Origin of the sequence: Jiangella mangrovi (assembly GCF_014204975.1) — a bacterium.
Taxonomy (GTDB): domain Bacteria; phylum Actinomycetota; class Actinomycetes; order Jiangellales; family Jiangellaceae; genus Jiangella; species Jiangella mangrovi.
Genome location: NZ_JACHMM010000001.1, coordinates 1,100,252 through 1,126,360, shown reverse-complemented (window position 1 = coordinate 1,126,360; position 26,109 = coordinate 1,100,252). Strand labels below are relative to the sequence as shown.

The 26,109-nt window shown below is 73.8% G+C and carries 32 protein-coding genes and 1 pseudogene; 19 read left to right on the top strand and 14 right to left on the bottom strand.

Annotation, left to right across the window (positions count from 1 at the left end; genetic code table 11):
* Window position 1 precedes the first annotated feature (1 nt).
* Complete coding sequence (locus HD601_RS05205) at window positions 2-1,006, top strand: zinc-binding alcohol dehydrogenase family protein (RefSeq protein WP_184819937.1); 1,005 nt, start codon at window positions 2-4, stop codon at window positions 1,004-1,006.
* Here the strand turns inward: HD601_RS05205 and HD601_RS05200 are convergent.
* From HD601_RS05200 to HD601_RS05190, 3 genes are read right to left on the bottom strand one after another with little or no spacing between them, the layout of a single operon-like run.
* Window positions 969-2,171 carry a cation:proton antiporter gene (locus HD601_RS05200; protein WP_184819935.1) on the bottom strand — a complete coding sequence of 401 codons (1,203 nt, stop codon included), beginning with the start codon at window positions 2,169-2,171 and terminating at the stop codon, window positions 969-971. The two genes, HD601_RS05205 and HD601_RS05200, sit on opposite strands and share 38 nt — an antisense overlap.
* A gap of 15 nt (window positions 2,172-2,186) precedes the next feature.
* Window positions 2,187-2,678, bottom strand: a complete 492-nt coding sequence (locus HD601_RS35410) for a cation:proton antiporter regulatory subunit (RefSeq protein WP_184819933.1) — start codon at window positions 2,676-2,678, stop codon at window positions 2,187-2,189.
* A 31-nt stretch (window positions 2,679-2,709) separates the two neighbouring features.
* Window positions 2,710-3,072: an MmcQ/YjbR family DNA-binding protein gene (locus tag HD601_RS05190; protein WP_184829459.1), complete on the bottom strand. Its 363-nt coding sequence runs from the start codon at window positions 3,070-3,072 to the stop codon at window positions 2,710-2,712.
* An 81-nt stretch (window positions 3,073-3,153) separates the two neighbouring features.
* Here HD601_RS05190 and HD601_RS05185 point away from each other — a divergent pair, with 81 nt between their 5' ends.
* Window positions 3,154-3,552, top strand: a complete 399-nt coding sequence (locus HD601_RS05185; RefSeq protein WP_184819931.1) for a VOC family protein — start codon at window positions 3,154-3,156, stop codon at window positions 3,550-3,552.
* Between the two features lie 16 nt (window positions 3,553-3,568).
* On the opposite strand, the gene HD601_RS05180 is transcribed toward HD601_RS05185, so the two are convergent.
* Together HD601_RS05180 and HD601_RS05175 are read right to left on the bottom strand one after the other, a co-directional pair.
* Entirely contained in the window at window positions 3,569-4,252 is a 684-nt protein-coding gene (locus HD601_RS05180) for a helix-turn-helix domain-containing protein (protein WP_184819929.1), read from the bottom strand.
* A gap of 38 nt (window positions 4,253-4,290) precedes the next feature.
* On the bottom strand, window positions 4,291-5,136 hold the full coding sequence (locus HD601_RS05175) for an AraC family transcriptional regulator (protein ID WP_184819927.1): 846 nt from the start codon (window positions 5,134-5,136) through the stop codon (window positions 4,291-4,293).
* 170 nt (window positions 5,137-5,306) lie between these two features.
* Between HD601_RS05175 and HD601_RS05170 the strand changes: the two genes are divergently transcribed.
* Window positions 5,307-6,125 (top strand): phytanoyl-CoA dioxygenase family protein, encoded by an 819-nt coding sequence (locus HD601_RS05170; RefSeq protein WP_184819925.1) that lies wholly within the window; start codon window positions 5,307-5,309, stop codon window positions 6,123-6,125.
* A 164-nt stretch (window positions 6,126-6,289) separates the two neighbouring features.
* Here HD601_RS05170 and HD601_RS05165 read toward each other — a convergent pair whose 3' ends face one another.
* On the bottom strand, window positions 6,290-7,126 hold the full coding sequence (locus HD601_RS05165) for an isocitrate lyase/PEP mutase family protein (protein WP_184819923.1): 837 nt from the start codon (window positions 7,124-7,126) through the stop codon (window positions 6,290-6,292).
* 82 nt (window positions 7,127-7,208) lie between these two features.
* Here HD601_RS05165 and HD601_RS05160 point away from each other — a divergent pair, with 82 nt between their 5' ends.
* The 3 genes from HD601_RS05160 to HD601_RS05150 are packed head-to-tail and all read left to right on the top strand — an operon-like array spanning window position 7,209 to window position 9,676.
* Window positions 7,209-8,441 carry an FAD-dependent oxidoreductase gene (locus HD601_RS05160; RefSeq protein ID WP_184819921.1) on the top strand — a complete coding sequence of 411 codons (1,233 nt, stop codon included), beginning with the start codon at window positions 7,209-7,211 and terminating at the stop codon, window positions 8,439-8,441.
* 13 nt (window positions 8,442-8,454) lie between these two features.
* Window positions 8,455-8,880, top strand: a complete 426-nt coding sequence (locus tag HD601_RS05155; protein ID WP_184819919.1) for a nitroreductase/quinone reductase family protein — start codon at window positions 8,455-8,457, stop codon at window positions 8,878-8,880.
* Between the two features lie 19 nt (window positions 8,881-8,899).
* Window positions 8,900-9,676: an SDR family NAD(P)-dependent oxidoreductase gene (locus tag HD601_RS05150; RefSeq protein WP_184819917.1), complete on the top strand. Its 777-nt coding sequence runs from the start codon at window positions 8,900-8,902 to the stop codon at window positions 9,674-9,676.
* A gap of 16 nt (window positions 9,677-9,692) precedes the next feature.
* Here the strand turns inward: HD601_RS05150 and HD601_RS05145 are convergent, their stop codons facing one another.
* On the bottom strand, window positions 9,693-10,043 hold the full coding sequence (locus HD601_RS05145) for a YciI family protein (RefSeq protein WP_246400666.1): 351 nt from the start codon (window positions 10,041-10,043) through the stop codon (window positions 9,693-9,695).
* Between the two features lie 49 nt (window positions 10,044-10,092).
* Between HD601_RS05145 and HD601_RS05140 the strand changes: the two genes are divergently transcribed.
* The 3 genes from HD601_RS05140 to HD601_RS05130 all read left to right on the top strand — a co-directional run bounded on the left by HD601_RS05140 (window position 10,093) and on the right by HD601_RS05130 (window position 12,038).
* Window positions 10,093-10,635, top strand: a complete 543-nt coding sequence (locus HD601_RS05140) for a hypothetical protein (RefSeq protein WP_184819913.1) — start codon at window positions 10,093-10,095, stop codon at window positions 10,633-10,635.
* 75 nt (window positions 10,636-10,710) lie between these two features.
* A complete protein-coding gene (locus HD601_RS05135; RefSeq protein ID WP_184819911.1) occupies window positions 10,711-11,319 on the top strand; it encodes an ArsR/SmtB family transcription factor in 609 nt (202 codons plus the stop codon).
* Window positions 11,316-12,038, top strand: coding sequence for an SRPBCC family protein (locus HD601_RS05130; protein WP_184819909.1), 723 nt, complete (start codon window positions 11,316-11,318; stop codon window positions 12,036-12,038). The genes HD601_RS05135 and HD601_RS05130 overlap by 4 nt, the downstream gene beginning before the upstream one ends.
* Here HD601_RS05130 and HD601_RS05125 read toward each other — a convergent pair.
* Entirely contained in the window at window positions 12,014-12,532 is a 519-nt protein-coding gene (locus tag HD601_RS05125) for a CGNR zinc finger domain-containing protein (RefSeq protein ID WP_184819907.1), read from the bottom strand. The two genes, HD601_RS05130 and HD601_RS05125, sit on opposite strands and share 25 nt — an antisense overlap.
* A 28-nt stretch (window positions 12,533-12,560) precedes the next feature.
* Between HD601_RS05125 and HD601_RS05120 the strand changes: the two genes are divergently transcribed.
* The 3 genes from HD601_RS05120 to HD601_RS05110 all read left to right on the top strand — a co-directional run bounded on the left by HD601_RS05120 (window position 12,561) and on the right by HD601_RS05110 (window position 14,202).
* Window positions 12,561-13,106: a putative glycolipid-binding domain-containing protein gene (locus HD601_RS05120; RefSeq protein WP_184819905.1), complete on the top strand. Its 546-nt coding sequence runs from the start codon at window positions 12,561-12,563 to the stop codon at window positions 13,104-13,106.
* Window positions 13,107-13,275: 169 nt separating this feature from the next.
* Window positions 13,276-13,674, top strand: a complete 399-nt coding sequence (locus HD601_RS05115) for an MmcQ/YjbR family DNA-binding protein (protein ID WP_184819903.1) — start codon at window positions 13,276-13,278, stop codon at window positions 13,672-13,674.
* Window positions 13,675-13,719: 45 nt separating this feature from the next.
* Window positions 13,720-14,202 (top strand): GNAT family N-acetyltransferase, encoded by a 483-nt coding sequence (locus tag HD601_RS05110; RefSeq protein WP_221440545.1) that lies wholly within the window; start codon window positions 13,720-13,722, stop codon window positions 14,200-14,202.
* Between the two features lie 10 nt (window positions 14,203-14,212).
* Here the strand turns inward: HD601_RS05110 and HD601_RS05105 are convergent, their stop codons facing one another.
* Window positions 14,213-14,794 carry a TetR/AcrR family transcriptional regulator gene (locus tag HD601_RS05105; protein ID WP_184819901.1) on the bottom strand — a complete coding sequence of 194 codons (582 nt, stop codon included), beginning with the start codon at window positions 14,792-14,794 and terminating at the stop codon, window positions 14,213-14,215.
* A 151-nt stretch (window positions 14,795-14,945) separates the two neighbouring features.
* Here HD601_RS05105 and HD601_RS05100 point away from each other — a divergent pair.
* A pseudogene (locus HD601_RS05100) lies at window positions 14,946-15,817 on the top strand (LLM class F420-dependent oxidoreductase).
* A gap of 59 nt (window positions 15,818-15,876) precedes the next feature.
* Here the strand turns inward: HD601_RS05100 and HD601_RS05095 are convergent.
* Window positions 15,877-17,142, bottom strand: a complete 1,266-nt coding sequence (locus tag HD601_RS05095; protein WP_184819899.1) for a sialidase family protein — start codon at window positions 17,140-17,142, stop codon at window positions 15,877-15,879.
* A gap of 58 nt (window positions 17,143-17,200) precedes the next feature.
* Complete coding sequence (locus HD601_RS05090; protein WP_184819897.1) at window positions 17,201-17,470, bottom strand: hypothetical protein; 270 nt, start codon at window positions 17,468-17,470, stop codon at window positions 17,201-17,203.
* Here HD601_RS05090 and HD601_RS05085 point away from each other — a divergent pair.
* Genes HD601_RS05085 through HD601_RS05075 form a run of 4 tightly spaced genes read left to right on the top strand, consistent with a single transcriptional unit; the run spans window position 17,445 to window position 20,236 of the window.
* The gene (locus tag HD601_RS05085; protein WP_184819895.1) at window positions 17,445-18,845 is read left to right on the top strand and encodes a DHA2 family efflux MFS transporter permease subunit; all 1,401 of its coding nucleotides are present in this window, start codon (window positions 17,445-17,447) and stop codon (window positions 18,843-18,845) included. The genes HD601_RS05090 and HD601_RS05085 overlap by 26 nt on opposite strands.
* On the top strand, window positions 18,842-19,231 hold the full coding sequence (locus tag HD601_RS05080; protein ID WP_184819893.1) for an SgcJ/EcaC family oxidoreductase: 390 nt from the start codon (window positions 18,842-18,844) through the stop codon (window positions 19,229-19,231). The genes HD601_RS05085 and HD601_RS05080 overlap by 4 nt, the downstream gene beginning before the upstream one ends.
* A 13-nt stretch (window positions 19,232-19,244) precedes the next feature.
* A complete protein-coding gene (locus HD601_RS32965) occupies window positions 19,245-19,385 on the top strand; it encodes a hypothetical protein (RefSeq protein ID WP_221440543.1) in 141 nt (46 codons plus the stop codon).
* Between the two features lie 29 nt (window positions 19,386-19,414).
* Window positions 19,415-20,236 (top strand): RNA polymerase subunit sigma-70, encoded by an 822-nt coding sequence (locus HD601_RS05075; protein WP_343076483.1) that lies wholly within the window; start codon window positions 19,415-19,417, stop codon window positions 20,234-20,236.
* Between the two features lie 66 nt (window positions 20,237-20,302).
* Here HD601_RS05075 and HD601_RS05070 read toward each other — a convergent pair whose 3' ends face one another.
* The 3 genes from HD601_RS05070 to HD601_RS05060 are packed head-to-tail and all read right to left on the bottom strand — an operon-like array spanning window position 20,303 to window position 23,141.
* Window positions 20,303-21,865 (bottom strand): CYTH and CHAD domain-containing protein, encoded by a 1,563-nt coding sequence (locus HD601_RS05070; RefSeq protein WP_184819891.1) that lies wholly within the window; start codon window positions 21,863-21,865, stop codon window positions 20,303-20,305.
* Between the two features lie 51 nt (window positions 21,866-21,916).
* Window positions 21,917-22,423 (bottom strand): metallophosphoesterase family protein, encoded by a 507-nt coding sequence (locus HD601_RS05065; protein ID WP_221440541.1) that lies wholly within the window; start codon window positions 22,421-22,423, stop codon window positions 21,917-21,919.
* Window positions 22,416-23,141 carry a class I SAM-dependent methyltransferase gene (locus HD601_RS05060; RefSeq protein ID WP_184819889.1) on the bottom strand — a complete coding sequence of 242 codons (726 nt, stop codon included), beginning with the start codon at window positions 23,139-23,141 and terminating at the stop codon, window positions 22,416-22,418. Before HD601_RS05060 ends, HD601_RS05065 begins: the two co-directional genes overlap by 8 nt.
* Before the next feature lie 80 nt (window positions 23,142-23,221).
* On the opposite strand from HD601_RS05060, the gene HD601_RS05055 reads away from it, so the two are divergent.
* Window positions 23,222-24,175 (top strand): NmrA/HSCARG family protein, encoded by a 954-nt coding sequence (locus HD601_RS05055; RefSeq protein WP_184819886.1) that lies wholly within the window; start codon window positions 23,222-23,224, stop codon window positions 24,173-24,175.
* 67 nt (window positions 24,176-24,242) lie between these two features.
* Window positions 24,243-26,063 carry a BTAD domain-containing putative transcriptional regulator gene (locus tag HD601_RS05050; protein WP_184819884.1) on the top strand — a complete coding sequence of 607 codons (1,821 nt, stop codon included), beginning with the start codon at window positions 24,243-24,245 and terminating at the stop codon, window positions 26,061-26,063.
* The last annotated feature ends 46 nt before the right edge of the window (window positions 26,064-26,109 follow it).

Genomic DNA, 26,109 nt, shown 5'->3' with positions numbered 1-26,109 from the left:
GATGCGCGCCTGGCGGGTCACGGCGCCCGGGCCCATGGCGACCCGGCCGCTCACCCTCGTCGACGAGCCGGTCCCCGAGCCCCGCCCTGGCGAGCTGCTGGTCCGCGTCCTGGCCTGCGGCGTCTGCCGCACCGACCTGCACGTCGCCGAGGGCGACCTGCCGGTGCACCGCCCGCACGTCGTCCCCGGCCACGAGGTCGTCGGCGAGGTCGTGACCGCACCCGACGACGCCGGGCACGTCCCCGGCGACCGCGTCGGCATCGCCTGGCTGCGCGGCACCGACGGCACCTGCGCCTACTGCCGCCGGGGCGCCGAGAATCTGTGCCCGGCGTCGGTCTACACCGGCTGGGACGCCGACGGCGGGTATGCCGAGTACGCCACCGTCCCGGCCGGCTACGCGCTGGCGCTGCCCACCGGTTACGACGACGCCGAGCTGGCGCCGCTGCTGTGCGCCGGCATCATCGGCTACCGCGCGCTGCTCCGCGCGGAGCTTCCGGCCGGCGGGCGCCTGGGCATCTACGGGTTCGGCGCCAGCGCCCATCTGGCCGCGCAGGTCGCGCTGGCCCAAGGTGCCACCGTTCACGTCCTGACCCGCAGCCCGGCCGCCCGGGCGCTGGCGCTCGAGCTGGGCGCCGCGTCGGCCGGAGGCGCCGCCGACCCGCCGCCGGAGCCGCTCGAAGCCGCCCTCCTGTTCGCGCCGGTCGGCGATCTTGTGCCGACGGCACTCGAGGCGCTGGACCGCGGCGGCACGCTCGCGGTCGCCGGCATCCACCTCACCGACGTTCCGCCGCTGGACTACCAGCGGCACCTGTTCCAGGAGCGGCAGCTGCGCAGCGTCACCGCCAACACCCGCGACGACGCACGGGCGTTCCTGCGCTTCGCCGGCGCGCACCGCCTGCAGGTCACCACCACGCCCTATCCGCTGGGCCGGGCCGACCGAGCCCTGGCCGACCTGGCTGGCGACGCCGTCACCGGCGCGGCGGTACTGCTCCCCGGTCTCGGCTGAGCATCCGCCGTCGCAGCGCCGCCCGGAACCGCGGCGACTCCGGCAGCCGCGCGAGCAGCGGTCCGGTCACGACGGTGATCAACACGTACGTCGTCACCAGCGGCGCCAGCGTGGGTTCGATGCCGGCGCTCACCGCCAGCCCCGCGATGACGACGGAGAACTCGCCGCGCGGTGCCAGCGCCAGCCCGGTCCGCCACCGCCCGGGCTCGCCGATCCCGGCCCGCCGCGCGGCCAGGTAGCCCGTCAGCAGCTTCGTCGCGATCGTGATGATCGCGAGCGCGAGGGCCGGCAGCAGGACCGGCCCGATCTCGGCCGGGTCCGTCTGCAGCCCGAAGAAGACGAAGAACACCGCCGCGAACACGTCGCGCAACGGCGTCAGCAGCTCCGACGCGTGCTCGGCGACCGGGCCCGAGATCGCGATGCCGACCAGGAACGCGCCGACGGCCGCCGACACGTTGACCTGCTCGGCCACGCCGGCGACCAGCATCGTCAGCCCCAGCACGCCCAGCAGCAGAGCCTCGCGCTGCCGCGGCGAGAACAGGGTGGAGATGACCCGGCCGTACTTCAGCGCCGCGAACAGGATGACCAGCGCTGCGGAGACGGCGATGGCCATGGTCCGGGCGCCCTCGGCCAGCCCCGCCCCGACCACCAGCGCCGAGAGCAGCGGCAGGTAGAACGCCATCGCGAGGTCCTCGATGACCAGGATCGACAGAACCACCGGCGTCTCGCGGTTGTTCAGCCGGCCCAGGTCACGCAGCACCTTCGCGATGACGCCCGACGACGACACCCAGGTGACGCCGGCGAGCGCGACGGCGGCCACGGGGCCCCAGCCGAGCAGCAGTGCGAGCGCCGCCCCCGGCAGCGCGTTGAGCAGGGCGTCGAGCAGCCCCGCCAGCGCGGACCGGCGAATGCTCGTCAGCAGCTCACCGGCGGAGTACTCCAGGCCCAGCATGACCAGCAGCAGGATGACGCCGACCTCGGAGCCGACCTCGAAGAACTCCTCGCTCGCCGACAGTGGCAGCAGCCCGCCCTGCCCGAACGCCAGCCCGGCCAGCAGGTACAGCGGGATCGGCGATACCCCGGCGCGACCGGCGATGCGCCCGAGCAGGCCCATGCCCAAGAGGAGCGCGCCGATCTCGATCAGCAGCGTGGTCGTCTCCGCCATGGGGGCAGCGGGCGGTCAGTTCGCGCCGTCGGCGATGATCCGCGTCAAGGAGTCCAGACCGGTGCGGGTGCCGACCGCGACCACGTTGTCACCGGCTTGCAGCCGCGTCTCGGGCCCGGGCGACGGGACCACGCTGCCGTCGCGCAGCAGCGCCACGATGGACGCGCCGGTGCGCGTGCGGGCCCGGGTGTCGCCGAGTCGCCGGTCGACGAACGGGGAGTCGGCCGCGATGACGATCTGCTCGGTGTACACGCCCGCGGCCTCGCGCAGCGCCGAGAGCTGCCCGAGCATGACCGACGCGCCGAGCAGCTCGGCCAGCGCCTCGGCCTCGTCGTCGGTGAGGGTGACCGGGTCGCGGCAGGAGTCGGGATCGTCCACCTCGAACACCGCGAGCGTGCGCTCGCCGGAGCGGTGGGTCAGGACACTGACGCGGCGGCCGGTCTCGGTGAGCACGTCGTGCCGCACCCCGATGCCCGGCAGGTCGACCTGCTCGATACGTACTGCCACGCCTTCGACAGTACCTCCGCCGCGACGCGGATCAGCCAGCGTCCAGCGCCTTCAGCATCCGCTTGAGCGCGACCTGCCGGTAGGAGCCGTCCAGCAGCTCGCCGACCTCGGCCCAGTCGACCTCGGCGGCGGTGAGGTCGAACGCCAGCCAGCCGCTGGGGCCGTAGTAGGCGGGCACGTAGAACCGTGGCTCCTGCAGCAGCGCCGGGCGGTCGGAGGGGTCGGGCTTGACGATGACGGCGAACGGGTGGTCGTCGTTGCCCTCGAAGACGGCGAACATCTTCTTCCCCGCGCGGAACGTCGGCCGGCCCCACGCCTCGACCTCGACCGCCTCGGGGAAGCGCAGGCACGCCGCGCGCAGGTCAGCGAGGTACGGGTCGTCGTCGCTGTACATCCGCGGGTGCGCCACGACCTCAGCGTAGCGGCGTCCGATTCCTTCAAGACGGCGTGCGCGCCGGGCCGTAGCGTCGGTGGCATGACACAGCCACGTTTCGCCGCCATCGGGTTCCCCGTCGCCGACATGGCACGCTCGCTGGAGTTCTACCGCGCCCTCGGACTGGACGTCCCGGACGGCGCCGAGGACGCGCCGCACGTCGAGATCGAGCTCGCGCCGGGGGTCAAGCTCCTGCTCGACACCCACGCGACCATCGCCTCGTTCGACCCCGGCTTCACGCCGCCCGAGGAGAGCGGCGCCAACCTCGCGTTCGACTGCGGCGACCCGGCCGGGGTCGACGAGCTGTACGAGAAGCTCACCGCCGCCGGGTACGAGTCGCACCTCGCGCCGTGGGACGCGTTCTGGGGGCAGCGCTACGCCGTGGTGCTCGGCCCGGACGGCAACGGCGTCGACCTGTATGCGGCGCTGCCGGCGAGCTGACGCGCTTTGCCGTGGGTCAGGCCACCAGGGTGGTCAGGGTGACGCCGGTCAGCGACCGCACCTCGCGTGAGAGGTGCGCCTGGTCGGCGTACCCGGCCGCGTAGGCGGCCTCGGCCGCGGCCGTGCCGGAGCGCCCGAGTTCGAGCGCGCGGTGCAGCCGCAGGATGCGGGCCAGCGTCTTCGGCCCGTACCCGAACGCGTCGAGGCTGCGGCGGTGCAGCTGCCGGGGGCTCAGCCCGACCTCGTCGGCGACCTCGCCGACCGTGGACCCCTGGCCCAGCCGTTCGGCCACCCGCTCGACGACGGGATCGGCCGGCGCCGCCGCGGCCAGCCGGCCCTGGGCGACCGCCTCGAGCAGGCCGCCGGGATCGGACGCCTCGGCCAGCCGCTCGGTCAGCCGGCGCACCTGCGCGGCCGGCCAGAGCTCGTCGAGGCGCACCCGCTGGTCGCGCAGCTCGTGCGCGGGCAGGCCCAGCACCCGCGGCCCCGCCCCACTCGCCAAGCGCAGCCCCACGAACGGCGTGCCCGGCCGCCACGACGCGATGTGCGCGACGGTGTCGGGCCCGGCGACCGTCAGCCGGCCGTTCGACCAGAGCAGGTCGAGGCAGCCGTCGGGGAGTACCCGGTGCGACTCGGCCGAGCGCACCGTCGACGACCAGACCACCGCGTGCGGGATGCGCGAGGGGCGTTCGCGGTACATACCTCCACTCTGCCACTCGGCTCCGACAGCCGCCGCCGTCAGCCGCCGCCGTCGGCGAAGCGGGCGCGGTACTCGCGCGGCGTCATGGCCTTGAGCTCGCGGAAGCGCCGGTTGAAGTTCGAGAGGTTGCCGAACCCGCAGGTCGCGGCGATGTCGGAGATCGCGCGGTCGGTCTCGGACAGCAGCCGGCACGCGGCGCCGACGCGCAGCTCGGTGAGGTAGGCGGTGAACGTGCGGCCGGTGGCGCGGCGGAAGAACCGGCTGAACGCCGTCGGGGAGAGGTGCGCGACCGCGGCGACGTCGTCGACGGCGATCGGCTCGGCGTAGTGGGCGTGCAGATGGCCGAAGACGTCGTCCATGCGACGGCCGTTCGCCCGGCCGGGCGGCCGGTAGCCGGCGCCGGCCAGTGGCCGCCCCGGTGCGCCGTCGGCCAGCCTGACCAGGGCGTCGAGCAGGCCGAGCGTGCCGTCGGCGCCGGTCCGGGTGGTCAGCTCGGTGAGCCGGGTGACCATCGGCGGCGGCGCGGGCAGCTCCAGCCCGCGTCCGGCGGAGGCGATCAGGCGCCCGGCCCCGGCGAACTCCGCCGCGTCGAACAGTCCGGGGCCCAGGAAGTCCGGCCGAAAGTGCACCACGACCGCCTCGTGCCGTCCCGGCGCCGCCGACACGAAGGCGTGCGGCACACCGGCGCCGAGGAGGGTGAGCTGGCCCGGCTCGTACGGCTCGATGCTGTCGCCCGCGTAGCGCGTCCCGGTGCCCGCGGTGATCAGCGTCAGCTCGACCTCGGGGTGGAAGTGCCAGCTGAACGCGAACGCGCGGCTGCGGAACAGGTGCCGCTTCCACGACAGCCCTCCCGTCGTGCCGACGTGCTCGAGGGCCGGGCGCATGCCCCGACGATACGGGGCAGCCGCGTAGGAGCGCCTCGACGCGGTGAAGAGGTCAGGAGAGTACCGGAAGTCGTCATCGCCGGCGTGGTGGCCGATGGGGCGGCGCCCGCAGCATGGACGTGGGCGCCCAGCCGTGACCACCCCCGTCACCACCCGTCCCAGGAGGACCGATGACCACGACTACGCCGACCGCCCTCGACACCCCCTACGACCTCGCGCCGGAGCGGATCGCCGCGTTCGAGCGCGACGGCTTCGTCCAGCTCGGCGGCGTGCTCGATCCGTCCGTCGTCGCCGGCTACGAGCCCGAGATCACCGCGAAGGTGATCGAGCTGAACACCATGCACCTGCCGATGGCCGAGGGATCCACCTACAACAAGGCGTTCCTGCAGGTCGGCAACCTCTGGCAGCACAGCGAGCGGGTGCGTGAGCTGGTGTACTCGCGCCGGCTGGCCCGGATCGCCGCGGAGCTGCTGGGGGTCGACGGTGTGCGGCTGTACCACGACCAGGCGCTGTACAAGGAGCCCGGCGGCGGGATCACGCCCTGGCACGCCGACCAGTACTACTGGCCACTGGCGAACGACCGCTGCTGCACGATCTGGCTGCCCCTGCAGGAGACCCCGCTGGAGATGGGACCGCTGGAGTTCGCCGCCGGCAGCCACCGGTTCGAGTACGGCCGCGACCTGCCGATCAGCGACGAGTCCGAGGCCGCGCTGCAGGTGGCGCTGGCCGAGCAGGACCTGCCCGTCGTGAACGAGCCGTTCGCGCTCGGCGACGCCAGCTTCCACCTGGGCTGGACCTTCCACCACGCCGGCCCGAACACGGCGGCCGATCCGCGCCGGGTGATGACGGTCATCTACATCGACGCGGACATGGTCGCCGCCGAGCCGGTCAACGAGCACCAGGTGGGCAACCTGGCCGCGTCGCTGCCCGGGGTCCGGCCCGGCGAGGTCGCGGCCAGCCCGCTCAACCCGGTTCTGTACCGCCGCTGACGCGACGGGTCTTGCTCCCGGCCCGGAGCGTCGACTGGCGGGCGAACGCTGCGAAGACCGGGTGGCGTCGCTGTCGTCCTGACGGCAGCGACGCCACCCAGTCGGTGCAGCGACGCCACACCGAAGCCGCCCGAGCCGCGCCCGCGGTCGCGCGTCGCCCGGTGTCAGGACATCAGCGTGTTGAGGTCGCCATAGGCGAGCCCTCCCTCGATGGCGGTGTAGGTGCCCTGCTCGAACAGTTCCTTCGCCGCGCGTTGGGCGACCGCGTAGGCGGCCGCGGCGACCGACGAGCCGAGGCTGATGCGGGCGACCCCGGCGGCCGCGAACTCGGCGACCGGCGGGGCGCTCGGCCCGGCCAGGACGTTGAGCGGCCCATCGATCGCCGCGGCGAGCCGCGTGACCGTCGGCACGTCGACGACGCCGGGGACGAAGATGCCGGATGCGCCGGCCTGGAGGTAGGCCCGGGCCCGGGCGACGGCGTCGTCGAACCGCCCGGCCGGGTCGCCCACGGCGCGCAGGTAGGTGTCGATGCGCGCGTTGACGTAGAACGGCACGCCGGCGGCGTCGGCGGCCGCACGCGCCGCCGCCAGCCGCTCGGCCTGCTCCTCCGGCGCGCGCAACGCCGACGGGTCGGACGGGTGGACGTCCTCGATGTTCGCCCCGACCGCCCCCGCCGCCAGCACGCCCTGCACCGTCACCCCGACCTCCGCCGCCGTGGCTCCGAAGCCGCTCTCGAGGTCGGCCGTGACCGGCACGCCCACCGCCGCCACGACCCGTGCGGTCAGCGCCAGCACGCTGTCGCGGTCGATCTGGTCGCCGTCGGCCGCGCCGAGGGCCCAGGCCACGCCGGCACTGGTGGTGGCGACCGCGGGGGCTCCGGCGGCCTCGACGATGCAGGCGCTGAGCGGGTCCCAGGCGTTGGGCAGCAGGAGCGGGGTTCCGGGCCGGTGCAGGGCGGCGAAGGCGGCGGCGCTGTCACGCAAAGACGTCATGGACCGCATCCAACCAGCCAGGTCCGACAACCACTGGCGGATTATCGCCCTCGACCCCGCCGCCCCGCACCGGGCGCGTTAGCGTGGGGCCGTGACCGAGCAGCCATTCGTCATCGTCGGAGCCGGCCTCGCCGGTGCCAAGGGCGCCGAGGCCCTGCGCGACCAGGGATACACCGGTCCGCTGGTGCTCATCGGCGACGAGCCGGACCGCCCGTACGAGCGGCCGCCGCTCTCCAAGGACTACCTCCTCGGCAAGGCCGAGCGCGACGCCGCGTTCGTGCACGACGAGGGCTGGTACGCCGAGCACGACGTCGACCTGCGGCTGGGCACGCGTGTCATCGAGATCGACCCCCGCACGCACACCGTCGTCCAGGACGACGGCGGCACCGTCCGCTACGGCAAGCTGCTGCTGGCCACCGGGTCCAGCCCGCGCCGGCTCACGCTGCCGGGCGCCGACGCCGACGGCGTGCACTACCTGCGCAAACTGCCCGACTCCGACGCCATCAAGGCGACGCTCGCCTCGATCCAGCGACTGCTCGTCGTGGGCGGCGGCTGGATCGGTCTCGAGATCACCGCGGCCGCGCGCGAGGCCGGCGTCGAGGTCACCGTCGTCGAGTCGCAGGAGCTGCCGCTCATCGGCCCGCTGGGGCCCGAGCTGGCCACGGTCTTCGCCACGTTGCACACCGAGCACGGCGTCAGGATGCGCATGCGCAGCGGGGTCGAGCGGTTCACGGTGGGCGCCGACGGCGTCAGCGGTGCGGTGCTCGCCGACGGCACCCGGCTCGAGGCCGACGCGGTCGTGGTCGGCATCGGGGCGGCGCCGAACCTGCAACTGGCGGCCGGTGCCGGGCTGCGGGTGCGCTCGGGTGTCGTCACCGACGCGCGGCTTCAGTCCAGCGACCCCGACATCGTCGTCGCCGGTGACATCGCCGAGGCCGACCATCCGCTGCTGGGGCCGGGCATCCGGGTCGAGCATTGGGCCAACGCGCTGAACCAGCCGGCGGTCGCGGCGTCGACCATGCTGGGCGGCGACGCCGTCTACGACGAGCTGCCGTACTTCTTCACCGACCAGTACGACCTCGGCATGGAGTTCCACGGCCTGGTGCGGCAGGACGACTACGACGACGTCGTCTACCGCGGCGACGTCGAGGCCCGCGAGTTCGTCTCCTTCTGGCTGCGCGACGGCCGGGTGGTCGCCGGCATGAACGTCAACGTGTGGGACGTCGGCGAGCCGATCAAGGCACTGATCCGCTCCGGCGAACCGGTCGACGTCGCGCGGCTCACCGACACCGGCGTCCCGCTCGAGGACGTCTTGGGCTCCTAGGCCGCGGCCCGCCGTGCGCGACGTCACCGCCCGCCGGCTGTCCCGCCTGCACATCGCCCTCTACCGGGCGACCCGCGGCGTGGCCGGCCGGCGGCTCGTGCGCAACGACATGCTGCTGCTCACCACGACCGGCTCGCGGACCGGGCAGCGGCACACCGTCCCGCTGCTCTACCTGCACGACGACGAGCGGCTGGTGGTGATCGCGTCGTGGGGCGGCCGGCCGCGGCACCCGCAGTGGTACACGAACCTCGTCGCGCACCCGGACGTGACGGTGCAGGTGCGCGGGCGGCGTTGGCCGGCCCGGGCCCGGACGGCGGACCCGGAGGAACGCGCGGTGTGGTGGCCGCGCGTGCTCGCCGCGTACAAGGGCTACCGCCTCTACGAGTCCAACACCGACCGCGTCATCCCGGTCGTGTTCCTGGAGCCGCCGTCGCCGTGACCGTGGCAGGGTGGAGGGCATGGACCGCTCGTATGTGGTGACGGGCGGCGGCCGCGGCGTGGGCCGTGCCGTCGTGGAACGGCTGCTCGAGGCCGGTGGCACGGTGGTGGCGCTCGACCTCGACCCGACGGCGCTCGCCTGGTTGCGCGACCATCCGGCCGGCAAGCGCGCCCTGGCGGTGGCGGGCAGCGCGGCCGACGACGGCGTCGCCTGGCACGCCGCCGACCTCGCCGAGTCCGCCGCCCCGCTGGCCGGCTGGGTCAACAACGCGGCGGTCTTCCGCGACGCGTCCGTGGACTCCACCGACGCGGCCGAGACGTCCCGGCTCATCGCGCTGAACCTCGACCCGGTGGTGGTGGGCTGCACGACGGCGGTCCGCCGGTTCCTGGCGCACGGTCAGGGCGGGGCCATCGTCAACGTGTCGTCGCACCAGGCGCAGCGGGCGGTGCCGGGGTCACTGCCGTACGCCACGGCCAAGGCGGCGGTCGAGGGCCTGACCAGGGCGCTCGCGGTCGAGTACGGCGCGCGCGGCGTCCGCGTCAATGCCGTCGCGCTGGGGTCCATCGCCACCGAGCGCTACGACAGCTACCTCGCCGGTCTCTCCCCTGAGGCGGCCGCCGAGGTCGAGGCGCAGCTGCGTCAGCTGCACCCGGTCGGGCGGGTCGGCCGGGTCGGCGAGGTGGCGTCCGTCGTGGCGCACCTGCTCTCCGACGACGCCTCGTTCGTCAACGGCGCGACGGTGCCGGTCGACGGCGGGCGCGCGGCGCTGGGGCTCGACCCCGAGGCGCCGGCCTGAGTCTGGACCCGCAGGGTCACATGTCGGCAGGGTCGATGACCCGGCGCACCTCGACGAGGTCCAGCGCGGCCTCGGGGATGAGCGCCGCGATCTCCGTCGCCCGCTCGTCGCTCGCGCAGTCGACCAGGTAGAAGCCGGCGAGCACCTCCTTCGCCTCGCCGAACGGCCCGTCGGTCACCGCGGGGACGCCGTCGCGCACCCGGACGGTCCGGGCCGCCTCGACGGTGAGCCCCTGCGACGCGACGTACTCCCCCGACGCGACCAGCTTCTCGGTCAGCTCGCGGTGGGCCCGCATGTGCGCGGCGCCGGCCTTGTCGCCGTCGTAGATGCGCTGCCACGTCTCGTCGCTGCCGTAGATCAGCATCATGTACTTCACGAGCGGCAGCTTAGGGCGCAGCGCCACTAGGCTGGAACCCGTGGCGCGACCGAACAGCACCGTCGTCGTGATCGTCGGCGAGCAGGCGGGCCGCATCGTGGCCGGGCTCGACGGGCTGGCGAACGTGCGGGCGGTGGCTCGCACGGGTGACGACGGCGACGGCGTGCGGGTCCGCGAGGCGGCCGCGCAGTCGCACGCGGCCTATGTCGTGCACGATCTCGACCCGCTCGCCGGTGTCGGCGCCGCGTGGGCCGGGTTCTTCGATGCCACCGCGCCGGCCGGCACGCTCGAGGTCGCCGTCGAGGCAGCGCTGAGCAGTCTGCGCACCGAGGCCGCCGCGCTGCCCGACTACTACGTCGTCCTCGACCCGGACGGGCTCGGCGACACCGCCAAGCACTGGTGGTTCGGGGTGCTCGCCGGCGCCTCGCCGAACCGCGTCGTGCCGGCCGCCCCGTCCGTCGGTGCCGTCCGCGACCTGCTCGGCGGGCTGCGATCCGGGCGCTGGTGGCCCGATCCGCCGGACGAGTGGCTGCGTGGCCTCGGCCGCGTCGTCCCCGACCGCGCCCCGCTCGCCGCACCCTGACCCGTCGTCACCCCAGGTCGTGGCCACGCTCGCTCCCATATTGACAAATTGAACTGTCAATTCGAGGATGGTGCTATGGCCGCGATCACCTACCTCGAGGAGCCCGCCGAGGTGCGCGCCGCGCTGTCGCCGCCACGGCGCGAGCTGCTGACGGCGCTGCGCGAACCGTCGTCGGCCACCCAGCTCGCGGCGGCGTTCGGACTGCCGCGGCAGCGGGTCAACTACCACCTGCGCGTGCTCGAGGCCGCCGGGCTGGTCGAGCTGGTCGAGGAGCGACGGCGGCGCGGGTTCGTCGAGCGGATCCTGCGGGCCAAGCCGGGGGCGCTCGTCGTCGACCCCGCGGTCATGTCCGCCGACGGCGACGGCGACGGCGACGGCCGCCGGCGGTTCACGCAGATCCAGGACCAGTACGCCGCCGAGCACCTCGTCGGCGTCGCGGCCGGCGCCGTGCGCGACGTCGCCCGCATGCAGTCGAAGGCCGACGAGTCCGGCAGGCGGCTGCTCACGTTCACCATCGAGGCCGAGGTGCGCTTCGCCGCGCCCGGCGACGTCCACGCGTTCACCGACGAGCTGACCGAGGCGGTGCGGCGCACAGTCGCCCGCTTCGACACCGCCGACGGCCGGCCGTACCGCCTGGTTGCCGGCGGCTACCCGGCACCCGCCGAACAGGAGATCACCCCATGACCGACCAGGAACGCCCCGTGATCCAGGTGACCATCGCCGCACCCGTCGACGACGTGTGGCGTGCGCTGCGCGAGAAGGACAAGATCCGGCACTGGCACGGCTGGGACGACCCCGGCCTCGACGCCGAGATCGACCTCATCTACTTCCAGAGCTTCGTCGAGGACGCGCCGGCCCGCACGCTCGGCGTCCAGGAGGGCGACCAGATCGTCCTCGAGCCCGACGGCGACGGCACCCGGGTCACGCTGACCAGGGCGCCGCGCGGGGTCAGCCCCGAGTGGGACGCCTACTACGACGACATCACCGAGGGCTGGACGACGTTCATGCACCAGCTGCGCTTCTTCCTCGAGCGTCAGCCCGGCGGCCACCGTCGCACCGTGTTCCTCGCCGGCACCACGGCCGGCGCGCCGCCGCTGCTGCCCGAACTGGGGCTCGACGGCGTCGCCGTCCAGCCGGCGGGCAGCGCGTTCGAGGCGACCCTGGCCGGGCAGGACGTCAAGGGCGAGGTCTGGTTCCGCTCGGAGAACCAGCTCGGCGTCACGGTCGACGCCTGGGGCGACGGCCTTCTGGTGGTCGCGTACGCCGGGCCGACCGTCGACAAGCCGGCCGGGACCGCCATGGCAGTGCTCAGTACCTACGGGCTGGACGAGGCGTATGCCGAGCTGAACGACCGGTGGGCCGCCTGGTGGGGCGAGCGCTACCCGGCGTCCGCCGAGGCCTGACGCGCCCGGTGGGCGCGGACCTTGGCGATGCTGCCGCACGACCGCCCGCCCGGACCGCCCGCCGTCATGAGGCACCAGCGCTTGCTGCCGTTGCGGGTGTGGTCGTAGAACGCCCAGCGGCAGTCCGGGCAGGTCTTCAGCCGTGACCACCGGCCGTCGGCCATCGCCGTCACGACGGCGGCCACCAGGTCACCGGCCGGGCCGCCCTCGTGCCAGTACGTGACGGCGCCATCCTCGACCCGCGGCTGCAGCCCGGCCCTGGCGATCCACCGGTTGACGACGGCGTCGGCTTCCGCCCCGCCGTCGAGGGCGGCGCGGAGGTCGTCGCGCAGGTCGCGGACGGCGCCGCGCTCGGCCGGATCGGTGACGGCGTGCGCGGCGGCCCACGCGTCGAACCGGTCGTCGGGCTGCCGGGTGTCGTTGGGGATCAGCCAGCTGTTCAGCAGCTCGCGGACGTCCTCGAGAACGCCCGGCGCCTCCTGAGCGTTAACCATCCAATCAGTTTAGTGGTTAACTAGCGTCATGATGGGACGCGAGCTGATGTGGTCGGCGCTGCAGTGGCCGGCCACCGAGCACCTGATCCTGCGGGCCGGCGGCGACGGCGTGGTGGCCGACGGCGTGATCGTCGCGCTGGACGGCCGGCCGACGCGGGTCGCCTACCGCATCGAGGCCGACGCCGGCTGGGCCGTGCGGCGGCTGACGCTGGCGACCAACGGCGAGCCCGACCTGGTGCTGGAACGGCGCGACGGCGACCGCTGGTACGACGGCGACGGCGCCGAGCGGGCCGACCTAGCCGGCTGCGTGGAGGTCGACGTCGCGCTGACGCCGTTCACCAACACGCTGCCGATCCGCCGCCTGGGCCTCGCGGTGGGGGAGGCGTCGGAGGACCTGCGGATCATCTACGTGCAGGTGGACCGCGGCCTGACGTCCGACGCGGTGAATCAGCGCTACGTCCGGCTGGCCGACGACGTCTACCGCTACTCGTCCGGCGAATTCACCGCCGACCTGACGGTGGATGCCGACGGCTTCGTCGTCGACTATCCGGACCTCTGGCGGCGGATCGCCTGACGGCCCGCCCTCCTTGTTCGGGCCGATCCCGAGCTGTCCGAGCCGATGCCGTCATAGACGCTCCCGCCCTGGCAGCCGCCCCCGGCCGACCGGCGACGGCGGAAGCTGACGGCGCCGTGGGCCGGACGGCCCCTGGTTCGCCCGCCCGGACGGGTCTACCGTTGATCACATGTGCAGCTGGGACGACGTCAGCCGCATCGCGACCGCCCTGCCGGACGCCGACGAGCAGTCCGGGCGCGACGGACTGCGCAGCTGGAAGGTCCGCGACAAGACGTTCGTGTGGGAGCGGCCGCTGCGCAAGGCCGACCTCGCCGCACTCGGCGACGCCGCCCCGGACGGCCCGATCCTCGGCGTCTGGGTCGCCGACCTCGGCGTCAAGGAGGCGATCCTCGCCGACGACCCGGACCTCTTCTTCACGACGCCGCACTTCGACGGCTACGCGGCGGTGCTGGTGCGCCTCGATCGCATCGACGAGCCCGAGCTCACCGAGTTGATGGTCGAGGCCTGGCTGGATCGCGCGCCGAAGAAAGTCGCCCAGGCCTACCTCGACGAGATCGAGCCGCGCTGAAAACCCGTTGAAGCCGGCCGGACGGGACGATTACGGTCGCCGCCCGTGACCACCGCTCTGCACACCGACCGTCTCGTCCTGCGCTCGTGGACCGCTGCCGATGTCACCGCCGTCGTCGACGGGGTCCGCTCGGCACAGTGGGCCGAGGACTTCCCCGCCGAGGGCGACCAGGTGATCGCAGGCCTGCTCGCCGACCACCTCGGCTGGCTCGGCCCGTACGGTCACCGGCTCGTCGTCGAGCGCGAGACCGGGCTGGTGGTGGGGTCGATCGGCCTGTTCTGGCCGCCGGCGGACGGCAGCGTCGAGATCGGCTACGGCATCCTGGCCTCGCGGCGCGGCCGTGGGTACGCCGCCGAGGCGACCCGGGCGCTGACGGCGCACGCCCTCGCCGCACCGGGGGTTCACGCCGTCCGGGCCGGCGTCGAATTGGCCAACCCCGCCTCGATCCGGGTGCTCGAGAAGGACGGCTTCGGCCTCGCCCACACCGACCAGCAGCAGGGCACCGCCGTCTACCGGACCACGGGCTAGGGCGACCGGGTCAGCCGCCAGGCCGCACCCGGACGCCGTCGAGCGCCATGGTCAGCACGCGCTCGAGCTGCGCGGGGTCGGCGAACGGGTACATCGTCACGCCGCCGACCAGCCGGATCACGTCGTCGAAGGAGGCGTCGGGCCGGGCGTCGCCGGACTCCTGGGCCCGGCGCAGCAGCGGCTCGCCGGCCGCGTTGACGAGCTTCCAGCCGGAGGCGAACACCGTCGACTGGTGGTTGAGGGCCTCGGCGATGGCCCGCTTGGTCGCCGTGTAGCCGACGAACCGGCGCAGCCAGGCGGCGAGCGCCTCCCACGGCGGGAGGTCCGCCACGTCGTCGGCCGCGCGGCACAGCACCTCGACCTCGTCGACGTAGACGGCCTCGAAGAGGTCCTGCCGGGTGGGGAAGTGCCGGTAGAGCGTGCCGATGCCGACCCCGGCGCGGCGGGCGATGTCCTCGAGCGACGCGCCCATGCCGGCCTCGGCGAACGCCTCGCGGGCCGCGGCGAGCAGCTTCTCGTAGTTGCGCCGGGCGTCGGCGCGCATCGGCCGGCGCCCGAGGACGTCGGGTGTGGCCTCGTCCGCGTCGGTCATGCCGTCGTCCCCGTCTTTCCATCAGAGCCCTTGCAAGCGGAGGCGTGCCTCCATATAGTGATGTGGAGGGCACCCTCCACTTTACGCCATCGCTTCTCGTCGACGAAGCACATCACATCCGGCTCTCTCTCAGCGAAGGAACCACCACGCCATGAAGCTCGGCCTGCAGATCCCAGACTTCACCTGGCCGAACGGCCCGGCCGCGCTCGGCGGCGAGCTGGCGGCCATCGCCCGCACCGCCGACGGCGCCGGGTTCGAGTACCTCGCGGTCATGGACCACTTCTTCCAGATCCGCGGCGTCGGCCCGTCCGAGAACGACATGCTCGAGGCGTACACCACCCTCGGCTTCCTCGCCGCGCACACCGAGCGCGCGACGCTGCTCACCCTCATCACCGGCATCCAGTACCGCGAGCCCGGCCTGCTCGCCAAGGCCGTCACCACGCTCGACGTCCTCTCCGGCGGCCGCGCGATGCTCGGCATCGGCGCCGGCTGGAACGAGGAGGAGTCGCGCGGCCTGGGCTTCCCGTTCCCGCCCACCGCCGAGCGGTTCGAGCGGCTCGAGGAGGCGCTGCACTACGTCATGCAGATGTGGTCCGACGACGACGGCCCGTTCGACGGCCGCTTCACGAAGGCCGAGCGGCTGCTCAACTCGCCGCAGGCGCTCAGCCGCCCGCACCCGCCGATCATGGTCGGCGGCGGCGGTGAGAAGAAGACGCTGCGGCTGGTCGCGCAGTACGCCCAGGCCTGCAACCTCTTCGACACCCCGGAGCTGCCGCACAAGCTCGACGTGCTGCGCCGGCACTGCGAGGACGTCGGCCGCGACTACGACGACATCACCAAGACCGTCTACCACTCGATGGGCGTCGGCACGAACGGCGACGGCACCCAGCGGCTGATCGACGAGCTCGGCCGGCTCGCCGATCTGGGCGCCGACGTCGTCATCGGCAGCCTCCGTCGCTGCCGGGTCTCGACGACCTCGAGCGCATCGGCGCCGACGTCATCCCCGTCGCCGCGAAGCTCTGACCCTCGTTCCCTTGATCATCAATGATCCGACCCCCTCTGGGTGGTTGGATCATTGATGATCATGAGATGCCGCCCGCGCAGCTCGGCTCGCGGACGCCGGCCTGGATCCACGGCAGGTTCACCTTGCGGAACGCGATCGAGCGGTGTGACGTGGAGTTGCTCGCGGTGTTCTCGTTGACCTCGATCAACGCGCCGACGTTGTAGTCGGCGGTCTTCGCGATGCTCGAGTAGCCGCCCTCGCGGTAGTTGCCGCCCTCCAGCGGAAGCGGTGCGTCAGAGAACGGCCGGCTGTAGCTCCACGTGCGCCCCTCGTCCTCGCTCATCCGGATCCGCATCCGGGTCCGGGTCTCGGTGCTGGCGGAGTTGACGAACGCGAGCCGGGCCGGGGCGTCGGCGTTGTAGCGCATCGTCGACGCCTCGTTGAGCGGATCGAGCAGGCAGCTCGCCGGCGCGAACGGCGCCCACGAGCCGCCGATGCTCCCCGTCGAGACCCAGCGCCGTTTCCCGGTCTCCCAGACGCCCGAGGTCGGCCGGTCGTTGCGGTACAGCCGGCCGTCGGCCAGTTCGAGGACCGTCGACTCGCCGGTCTGCTCCATCGCCGCGCCCGACGCCGTCTCCATGACGTCGACCTGCCAGGTCTCGCCGTGGTCGTCGCTGTAGATGGTGCGGTGCTGGGCCGGGATCACCAGCCGGCCCGGGTTGCGCACGGTGGTCTGGATGCCGACGCCGGGCCCGACCGCGTCCCAGTTCCAGCTGCGCCCGCCGGCCAGCGTCCGCGGCTTCAGCGTGCTCGACAGGTTGACGGGGTCGCTCCAGCTCACGCCGTCGTCGGTCGACGATGACAGCCAGACCTGCCGGTCGTCCCACGAGTTCACCGGGTGCGAGCCGACCGGCTGGTGGTTCATGAAGAGCCAGATCGTCCCGGTCTCGCGGTCGACGACGGCGGTCGGGTTGCCCCAGGTGCCCTGCCCGGCCCCGACGACCTCCGACAGCCGCGACCAGGTGGCTCCGTCGTCGGTGGAGCGCTTGTAGAGCAGGTTGATGTTGCCGAAGTCCTGGTTGTTCGCGGCCCTGCCCTCGGCGAACGCGATCAGCGTGTCCTCGGTGGTGCGGATCAGCGCCGGGATCCGGAACGAGTGGTATGTGATCCCATTGAGCACCTCACCGCCGCCGCCGTCGAAGATGACCCGCTCGCTGTGCGACGGCGCGGCGGCGAGGACGGGCCCGGCCGCGGCTGACGCCGTCGTCGATGGTGGAGCGGAGAACGCGGCCGCGAGCACCGCCGCCGTGATCGTTCCGGCCAGGACCACGCCGCTTCGACCCATCGCCCGCACCCTTTCGTGACCGCCGACCTGACGATCCGAAATGTATCGGGATATTGGGTTATTGGATAGATGTGGGGGCGGCAGCTGCGGCCAGCGTGCGGAACCGGTCGAGGTCGCCGCCGCAGGCCTGGGTGACCAGCTCCAGCGCGTCCGGGTCGCCCGAGTCCTGCAGTTGCAGCGCCAGCACGGTGTTGATCAGCATCCCCTCGGCGAGGAAGCGAGTGGCCTCGTCGGGGGAGAGGCCGGCGTCGTCGCGGAGCAGCCGGTAGATCGTCAGGAACCCCTCGCGCCCGACCGGGCCGATGGCGGCGTCGCTGCCGATGTTCATGGCGGCGCTGGACAACCTGGTCGTCACCAGCGCGCTCCCGGTGCTGCAGCGGGAGTTCGAGGCCTCCATCGAGGAGCTGCAGTGGTTCGTCAACGCCTACACCCTGGCGTTCGCCGGGCTGATCCTCGTCGCCGTCGCGCTCGGTGACCGGTTCGGCCGGCGGCGGGTGTTCGCGATCGGGCTGGCGCTGTTCACGGTGTCGTCGGTGCTGTGCGCGCTGAGCGTGGAGTCGTGGCAGCTCATCGCGGCCCGGGCGCTGCAGGGCGCGAGCGCGGCGGCGCTGATGCCGTTGTCGCTGACGCTGCTGTCGACGTCGGTGGCGCCCCGGCTGCGGCCCGTGGCGATCGGTGTCTGGGGCGGCGTGACGGGGCTCGGCGTCGCCCTCGGCCCTCTGGTCGGCGGCGCCGTCGTCGAGGGGCTGAGCTGGCACGCGATCTTCTGGCTGAACGTACCGATCGGCCTGCTGTCGCTGCCGCTGGTCCTGGCGGTGCTGCCGGAGTCGTTCGGCCGCCGGGTGCGCATCGACCTCGTCGGCGTCGGGCTGGCCAGCACTGGACTGCTCGCGCTCGTCTTCGGGATCGTCCGGGCCGAGTCGGTGGGCTGGGGGAGCGCGCAGATCGTGGCGACGCTGACGGCGGGCGTCGTACTGCTCGGGCTGTTCGTGGCGTGGGAGCGGCGCACGCCGGACCCGCTGCTGTCGCTGGGCCTGTTCCGCGACCGGAGCTTCTCGGTGGCCAACGTGGTCGGCGTGCTTTTCAGCTTCGGCATCTTCGGGGCGATCTTCATCCTCATCCAGTTCCTGCAGATCGTGCAGGGCTACAGCCCGCTCGAGGCCGGCGTGCTGACCATGCCGTGGACCATGGCCCCGATGGTCGTCGCGCCGCTGGCCGGACTCGCGGTGCCGCGGCTCGGGACCCGGCTGCCGATCGTGACCGGGCTGGTCTTCGTCACGGTGGCGCTCACCTGGATCGCGCTGGTCATGACCGAGGACGTCGGCTATGGGCGGCTCGTGGTCGCGTTCGCGCTGGCCGGTGTGGGCATGGGCCTGGTCATCGCGCCGAGCGCCACCGCCGTCCTCGCCACCATCCGCGACGAGGACAACGCGAAGGCGTCCGGCACCAACTCCGCGCTGCGCGAGGTCGGCGTCGCGCTGGGCATCGCCGTGCTGACGGCGGTCTTCACCGGCGCGGGCGGCGAGCTGACGCCGTCGGGCTACGTCGACGCCGCCGGCGTCGCGGTGCTGGCCGGCGCGGGTGTGGTCGGCCTGGGGGCGCTGGCCGCGCTCGCCCTGCCGCACGGCCGGACGGGGCGCTCCGTAGAGTCGCCCGCGGAGACGCCGATGAGTTCGCGGCCGCTCGCCGGTACACCCCGGTGACAGCACGACCCACCGAGACCGATGTCCAAGCCGTCCTCGACCAGATCTGCACCGCCTGGGCGGCCGGCGACGCCGACGCGTTCGCGGCGCCCTACGCCGAGGACGCGACCGTGGCGATGCGCGGGGTATTCCACCAGGGCCGGGCCGCGGTCCGCGACCACATGGCCGCCGGGTTCGCCGGCCCGCTGCGAGGCTCGCAGGGCGTCGACACCCCGCAGGACGTCCGCGTCGACGGCGACACCGCGATCGTCGTCAGCCGGGCCGGGATCCTGTTCGCCGGCGAGACCGAGCTGCCCGCCGAACGCGCGGTGCTGGCCACCTGGGTCCTGCTCCGGCGCGACGGTCGCTGGCAGATCGCCGCCTACGCGAACACGCCCGCCCAGTGACGACGGGGGCACGGTGACGACGGGCGCCGGCGACGACCTCGCGGAGCGCCTGGAGCCGCATCGTCGCGAGCTGGTCGCGCACTGCTACCGGATGGTCGGCTCGGTGCACGGGGCTGAGGGCGTGGCCGACCGCGAGGTCCCTGGCGGCGATTAGTCCCGCAAGGTAAAGGAAATCAGGACTTGGTGCAGGAGACGATGCTGCGGGCCTGGCGGGCGCGCGACCGGTACGACGAGAGCCGCGCGTCGGTGCGCACATGGCTCTACTCGATCGCGACGAACGCCTGCCTCACGGCGCTCGAGGGCCGGGCGCGGCGGCCGCTGCCGTCCGGCCTCGGCGCGCCCAGCGAGGACGCCGAGGCGCCGCTGACCCCGTCGTTCGAGGTGCCCTGGCTGCACCCGTTCCCCACCGACCCGGCCGACGCCGTCGAGGTACGGACGGGGCTGCGGCTCGCGCTGGTCGCGGCGGTGCAGGTGCTGCCGCCGCGGCAGCGGGCCGTGCTCGTGCTGCGCGAGGTGCTGCAGTTCAGCGCCGCCGAGGCTCGACACGACGGTCGCGTCGGTCAACAGCGCGCTGCAGCGGGCCCGGGCCGTGTCGCGGCGGCCGGGCCGACGGCGTCGGCGGTCGCGGCCGCCCCGGACGACCCGGACGACCCGCGCGCTCGCGCCGTCGTCGACCGGTACGCCCGCGCCTTCGAGGCCGCCGACGTCGACGGGCTGGTCGCGCTGCTCACCGAGGACGCCGTCCTCGAGATGCCGCCGGTCGCGCTCTGGTACCGCGGCCGCGACGACTACGGCCGGTTCATGGAGCGGCTGTTCGTGCTGCGCGGCTCTGACTGGCGGACCGAGCCGGTGTGGGCCAACGGCCAGCCGGCGTTCGCGGCCTACCGCGCCGGGACACTGCACACGCTGCAGGTGTTCGCGGTCGATGGCGGCCGCATCGCGCACACCGTCGTCTTCCAGGATCCGCGGGTGTTCGAGCTGTTCGGCCTCGCCCCTCGTTCATGATCATCCAAGAAATGGGGCGCCATCACGCCCCGGAACTTGGATGATCATGGAGGAGCGTGCGGTGGATCAGCTCAACCAGCGCCGCGCCTTCTTCGCGGTGACCCGGTCCCAGGCCGGCCAGAACCGGCGCTCGGCGTCCTCGGCGAGCTCCTGGTGCCGGTCGTGCAGCACGCCGAACGTGAAGCCGTTCTCTCCGGCCTGCTGCGCCTGCGTGCCGAGCTGGCGCAGCAGCGGCCGGACGACGGCGCTGTCCTGGTGCTCGCCCAGCACCGAGGCGACCTTCTTGGCCCGCTTGCGCAGCCGGTTCGCCGGCTTGCCGGCGGTGGGCCGGGCCAGCTCCGCCGCGTACCGCAGCCGCTTGGCCGCCTTGCGCGCGTCGTGCAGGGCCTCGTCGCGCATGGCGTCGTCGCGGTGCTCCTCGCCGTCGATCCGCTGGACCCGCCGCCTCGTCGTCCGGTACGCCTTGTGCACGTGCCGCGGCAGCTCCTGGTCCGCCGGGCGCGACGCCCGCTCCGTCAGTGGCGGGTCGGCGACCAGCCGGTCCACCGCGTCCAACAGGCGCAGGTACCGCTCCGACCGCAGCGTCTCCTCGACGGCCGCGGCCGCGTCGGCCCGTGCCGGGGCGAAGTGCCGGGTGAGCCGGGCCGAGACCGGGCCGATCACCAGCTCGGCCGGGAACTCGGCGACCTCGCGGGTCAGCGTCTCCTCCATGACCTCCAGGTCGCGGGCGGGGCCGAGCCGGCGGCCGAGCCAGCGCAGCTCCGTCCGGACGGGTTCGGTGACGCCCCGGTCGAACAGGCCGCGGTACACCCGCAGCGTGCTGCGCAGCCGGCGGGTCGCCACGCGCAGCTGGTGGACGGAGTCCGGCTCCCCGCGGCGGGTGGCGAGGTCGTACCTCGTCAGCCGCGCGACCTGGGTGCGCAGGTAGCCGACGACCTGCGCGCCGGCGGTGTCGTCGTCGAGGCCGCCGGCCGGCCCGTGAGCACCCGGCGCCTCCGCACCGACCCGTCCGAGCGCCCGGGCCAGCTTCGACGGCGCCTCGCTGCGGCGCAGGCCGTGGCGGCGCAGTTCGGCATCGGCGGACGTCAGCAGGGCCCGGTCGCCGTCGCCGGTCAGCTCGACCTCGACCTCGCGCCAGCGGGCGGTCGACTTGCGGCGCAGGTCGGTGGCCTCGACGCGGTCGTCGGTGAGCTCCGCGACCGGCCGGCCGTGCTCACCGAGCAGCTGCCACGTGGTCCGGTCGGTGACGATGTGCGCGACCGGCTCCAGCTCGAGGCCGCGGGTGTGACCGTCCAGCAGGGCGGTGAAGTCCGACGGCGGAGTGTCGGCACCCCCGGCGACCAGGGCCACCGGCTCCTCCAGCGGCAGCCGTAGCTCGACCCGGGTGTCCGCCTCGGCGCTCGGCACCTTCAGATGCCAGCCCGCGTCGGCGCCGCCCGCGCACCGCCGCAGCGTGATGCCGGCCCGCAGCAGCCGCAGGTCCGGGGTGTCGAAGTAGACGGCCTGGAGCTCCTCGGAGCTCGGATCGACAGGGGTCGTCCCACCCGCGAAGGTCAGCCCCGCCACGGGAGGCGCCGGCCCGTCGTCGCGTACCTCGTACTTGCGTTCGCGTTCGATGTGGGCCGTCATACTGATCGGCTACCCGCTGCGGGCGGGGCAAAACGGGCGGCACGCGGGGGATCAGGGCGTGACGGCGACGATGTCCGCGGCGCTCACCCGGCCGTCGCTCAGCGTCAGCAGCCCGACGGTGCCGCGCGGCTGGCGGCGCTTGTCCGTGGGCGAACCGGGATTGAAGACGCGGAAGCCGCCGGACTCCTCGTTCCACGGGATGTGCGAGTGCCCGAACACGACGAGGTCGGCGTCGGGGAACAGCGCGCGCAGCCTCGGCAGCCGCCCGGACGCCGGCCCGCTGTCGTGCAGCATCGCGATGCGGACGCCGGCGACGGTGAGCCGCAGCACCTCGGGCGCGCCCCACGCCGCGACGTCGGCGCCGTCGTTGTTGCCCTGCACCGCGTGGACCGGCGCGAACGCCGTCAGCTCGTCGAGCACCGACGGCACACAGACGTCGCCCGCGTGCAGGATGAGGTCGACGTGGCCGAACACCTCGGCGACCGCCGGCGGGCAGGACTTCCAGAACCGCGGCGCGTGCGTGTCCGACACGACCCCGACGCGCACGAGCTCACCCATCGACGGCTCGCGCGACGGTGACGATGCTCCGGCTGTCCGCGGCGAACGGCCGCCGGTCCCACCAGCCGTAGCGGTCCTCGAGCACGAACCCGGCCTCGGCCAGCAGGGCGTCCAGCGTCGCGACATCGAGGAACCGCAGCGTGCCGCGGTCGACCCGCAGCGCCGTGCCGTCGCGGGTGCCGGTGGTCTCGGTGAACGTCACCCGGCCGTCCGCGACCGCCTCGACGTCGTGCCAGACCCGCAGCTCGCGCCCCGCGTGGTCGACGACGTCGAAGCCGTTCTCCGGACGCCACTGCTCCCACTCGCGCACCTCGGGGTTGCGGGTGTCGAACGCGAACCGCCCGCCGGAGGCGAGCGCGCGCCGGACGGCCGCCAGCGAAGCCGTCAGGTCGGCGTCCTCGCGCAGCTCCTGGAACGCGTTGCCGGTCATGACCGCGAGCTCGAACTCCTCTTTGGCGGAGAGGTCGGCGGCCCGACCCTCGACCCACTCGACGTCGGCGCGGCGTCGCGCGCGGTCCAGGGCGGCGACGTCCGGGTCGAGCCCGCACAGGCGTCCGTGGTGTCCCTCCTCGCGGGCGCGGCGCAGCAGTCCGCCCGGTCCGCAGCCGACATCGAGGACCGCGCCGGCCGCCATGACCAGGCCGAGGTAGAAGTCGTCGCCGGGACCCCAGGGGTTGAGCACCTCGTAGAGCGCCGCCACGTCGTCATCGGAGTACATCTCCGTCAGCCTAAGGGTCCTGACCTGCACGTCAATCGAATATGCACGGGACGTGAAGGTCGCGGCGGTTGCCTCGGAGCATGACCGAACAGAAGATCATCGTAGTAGTGGGCGCCACCGGGCAGCAGGGCGGCGGGGTCGCACGGGCGATCCTCGACGACCCCGAGAAGCGTTTCGCCGTCCGGGCGCTGACCCGGCGGCCGGACGCCGGCGCGGCGAAGGCGCTGGCCGCCGCCGGCGCGGAAGTCGTCGCCGCCGACCTCGACGACGAGGCGAGCGTGCGGGCCGCGCTCGAGGGCGCCTACGGCGGCTTCTTCGTCACGGCGTTCTGGGAGTACAACTCCGTCGAGCGCGAGCAGGCGCACGCCCGCGCCCTGGCGAACGGTGCCGCCGCGGCCGGCCTGAAGCACGTCATCTGGTCGACGCTGCCCGACACCCGCGAGCACATCGCCCCCGACGACCACCGCGCTCCGACGCTGGAAGGCGGCTACAAGGTCCCGCACTTCGACAGCAAGGGCGAGGCCGACGCGTTCTTCGCCGAGGCGGGCGTGCCCACGACGTACCTGTCGACGACGTTCTACTTCGACTCGTTCATCGACTACTTCCCGCCGACGCGCGGCGAGGACGGGGTGCTCGCGCTGCGGCTGCCGATGGGCGACGCCCGGCTGCCCGGCATCGCGGCGGAGGACATCGGCCGGACGGCGTTCGCCATCCTCGCCCGCGGGCCGGAGGAGTTCGCCGGGCAGACGGTGAGCATCTCCGGCGAGAACCTCACCGGCGCGGAGTACGCGGCGGCGTTCAGCAAGGAGCTCGGCGAGACCGTCGAGTACCGGCCGCTGAGCCTCGACGAGGTCCGCGCGCAGCCGACGCCCGGATCGGACGACTTCGCGAACATGTTCTTCTTCTACGCCGAGCACCAGGACGTCTTCGCCGGCGCCCGCGACCCCGAGCAGGTCCGCAAGCTCCACCCGCACCTGCAGGACTTCGCCGGCTGGCTGGCCGCCCACCGCGAGGCGTTCACCGGCGGCGCGTGATCGGAATACCGCCTCCGGACCCGTCGTTGGCTCCCACGGGTTGCCCGACGGGTCCGGAGGAGGTGGCGTGGCCGACGAGCTGCGGTTCGAGGTGCTCGGTCCGGTCCGCGCCTGGCGCGGCGACGCCGAGATCGCGCTGGGTTCGCCGCAGCAGCGCTCGCTGCTGGCGTTCCTCCTGCTCCAGGACGGCACCGCGGTGACGACGGCGCAGCTGGTCGCGGCGCTGTGGCCGGACGAGCCGCCCCCGGCCGCCGTCGGCATGGTCCGCTCCTACGTGTCGCGGCTGCGCCGAGCGCTGGGCCCCGCGGTGGTCGCGTCGGTCGCCGGCGGCTACGCCGTGCGCCTCGACAGCCCCGACGACCTCGACCTGACGGTGTTCAGGCGGCTCCTCGCCACGGCCAGGCGGTCCGACGGCGACCCCGCGGCGACGGCGTTGCGCTCGGCCCTGGCGCTCTGGCGCGGCACGCCGCTCGCCGGGGTCGCCGCGGACTTCGCCGAGTTCGAGCGGGTCCGGCTCGCCGAGCTGCGGCTGACGGCGCTCGAGGACCTCGCCGCGGCCGACATCGACGCCGGCCGCCCCGCCGAGGCCGCCGCCGACCTCGCCGAGCTGGTCGCCGAGGAGCCGCTGCGCGAACGCCCGCGCGAGCTGCTCATGCTGGCCCTGTACCGGTCCGGGCGGCAGGCCGACGCCCTGGCCGTCTTCGCCGACGTCCAGCACCGGTTGTCCGAGGAGCTCGGGCTGTATCCCGGGCCTGGCCTGCAGGAGCTGCAACGCAGGATCCTCACCGCGGAGCCGGTCCCGCCGGCGCCGGCCGCGCCGACTGCGCCGGCCGCAGCACCCGTGGAGCCGCAGCTGACGCCGTCGTTCACCGGCTCCGTCCAGCGGCCCTGCCAGCTGCCGCCCGACCTGCCGGAGTTCGTCGGCCGGCACGAGGAGCTCGCCGTCGCGGCCGCCACTCTGACGCCGTCGTCCGGGACGGTGCCGGTGCTCGGCGTCGACGGGCTGGCCCGCATCGGCAAGACCACGTTCGCCGTGCATCTCGGCCGCAGCCTGCCCATGGAGTTCCCCGACGGCCACCTCTTCGTCGACCTCGGCACGTCCGCCGATCCGCTGGCCGAGCTGTTGCGCGGTCTCGGGGTGCGGGCCGGCGAGCTGCCGGACTCCACCGGCGAGCGGGCCACGCTCTGGCGCACACTGTCGGCCGGCCGGCGGCTGCTCGTCGTGCTCGACGATGCCCGCGACGGCGACCAGGTGCGCTCGCTGCTGCCCGGCGCCGGCGGGGCGGCGGTCGTGGTGACGGCGCGGCAGCGGCTATACGGGCTGGCCGCCACGCGCTGGCTGACCCTCGGCGTGCTGCCCGACGGCGACGCGCTCGCCCTGTTCGAGCGGCTGGTCGGGGCCGAGCGGCTGCGGGCCGAACCGGACGCCGTCGCGACCCTGCTCACCCAGGCCGGTGGGCTGCCGCAGGTGGTGCAGGCGCTGGGGGAGCGGATCGCGTCGCGGCCGGACTGGACGCTGCGCGCCGCCGTCGAGCGGCTGCACGCCCCGGAGCCCGATGCCCCGGTGCGCGCGCCGGAGTGCTCGTCCATCGAGGATCCGTACGACGCCATGCTCATCGGCCTGGTGCCGGAGCAGACCCGGGCGTTCCTGCTGCTGGCCGTGCCGGAGGTCGTGGAGATCACGCCGTCGTTCGCCGCCGAGGTGCTGGGGCTGCCGCTCGGTGAGGCCGCCGACCTGGTCGAGTCGCTGGTCGACGTGCACCTGCTGACCGCCACCGGGCCGGACACCTACGCCTACGTGGCGCCGTTGCGCCGGTTCGCCCGCAACCGCGCCCGCGAGAGCTACGGCCCCGGCCGCCCCGTGCGGATAGTTGAGGCGATCGCCTAATTCCAGGCCGTGCCCCTTTGGGACGTGACGGCGATCACATGGGTGC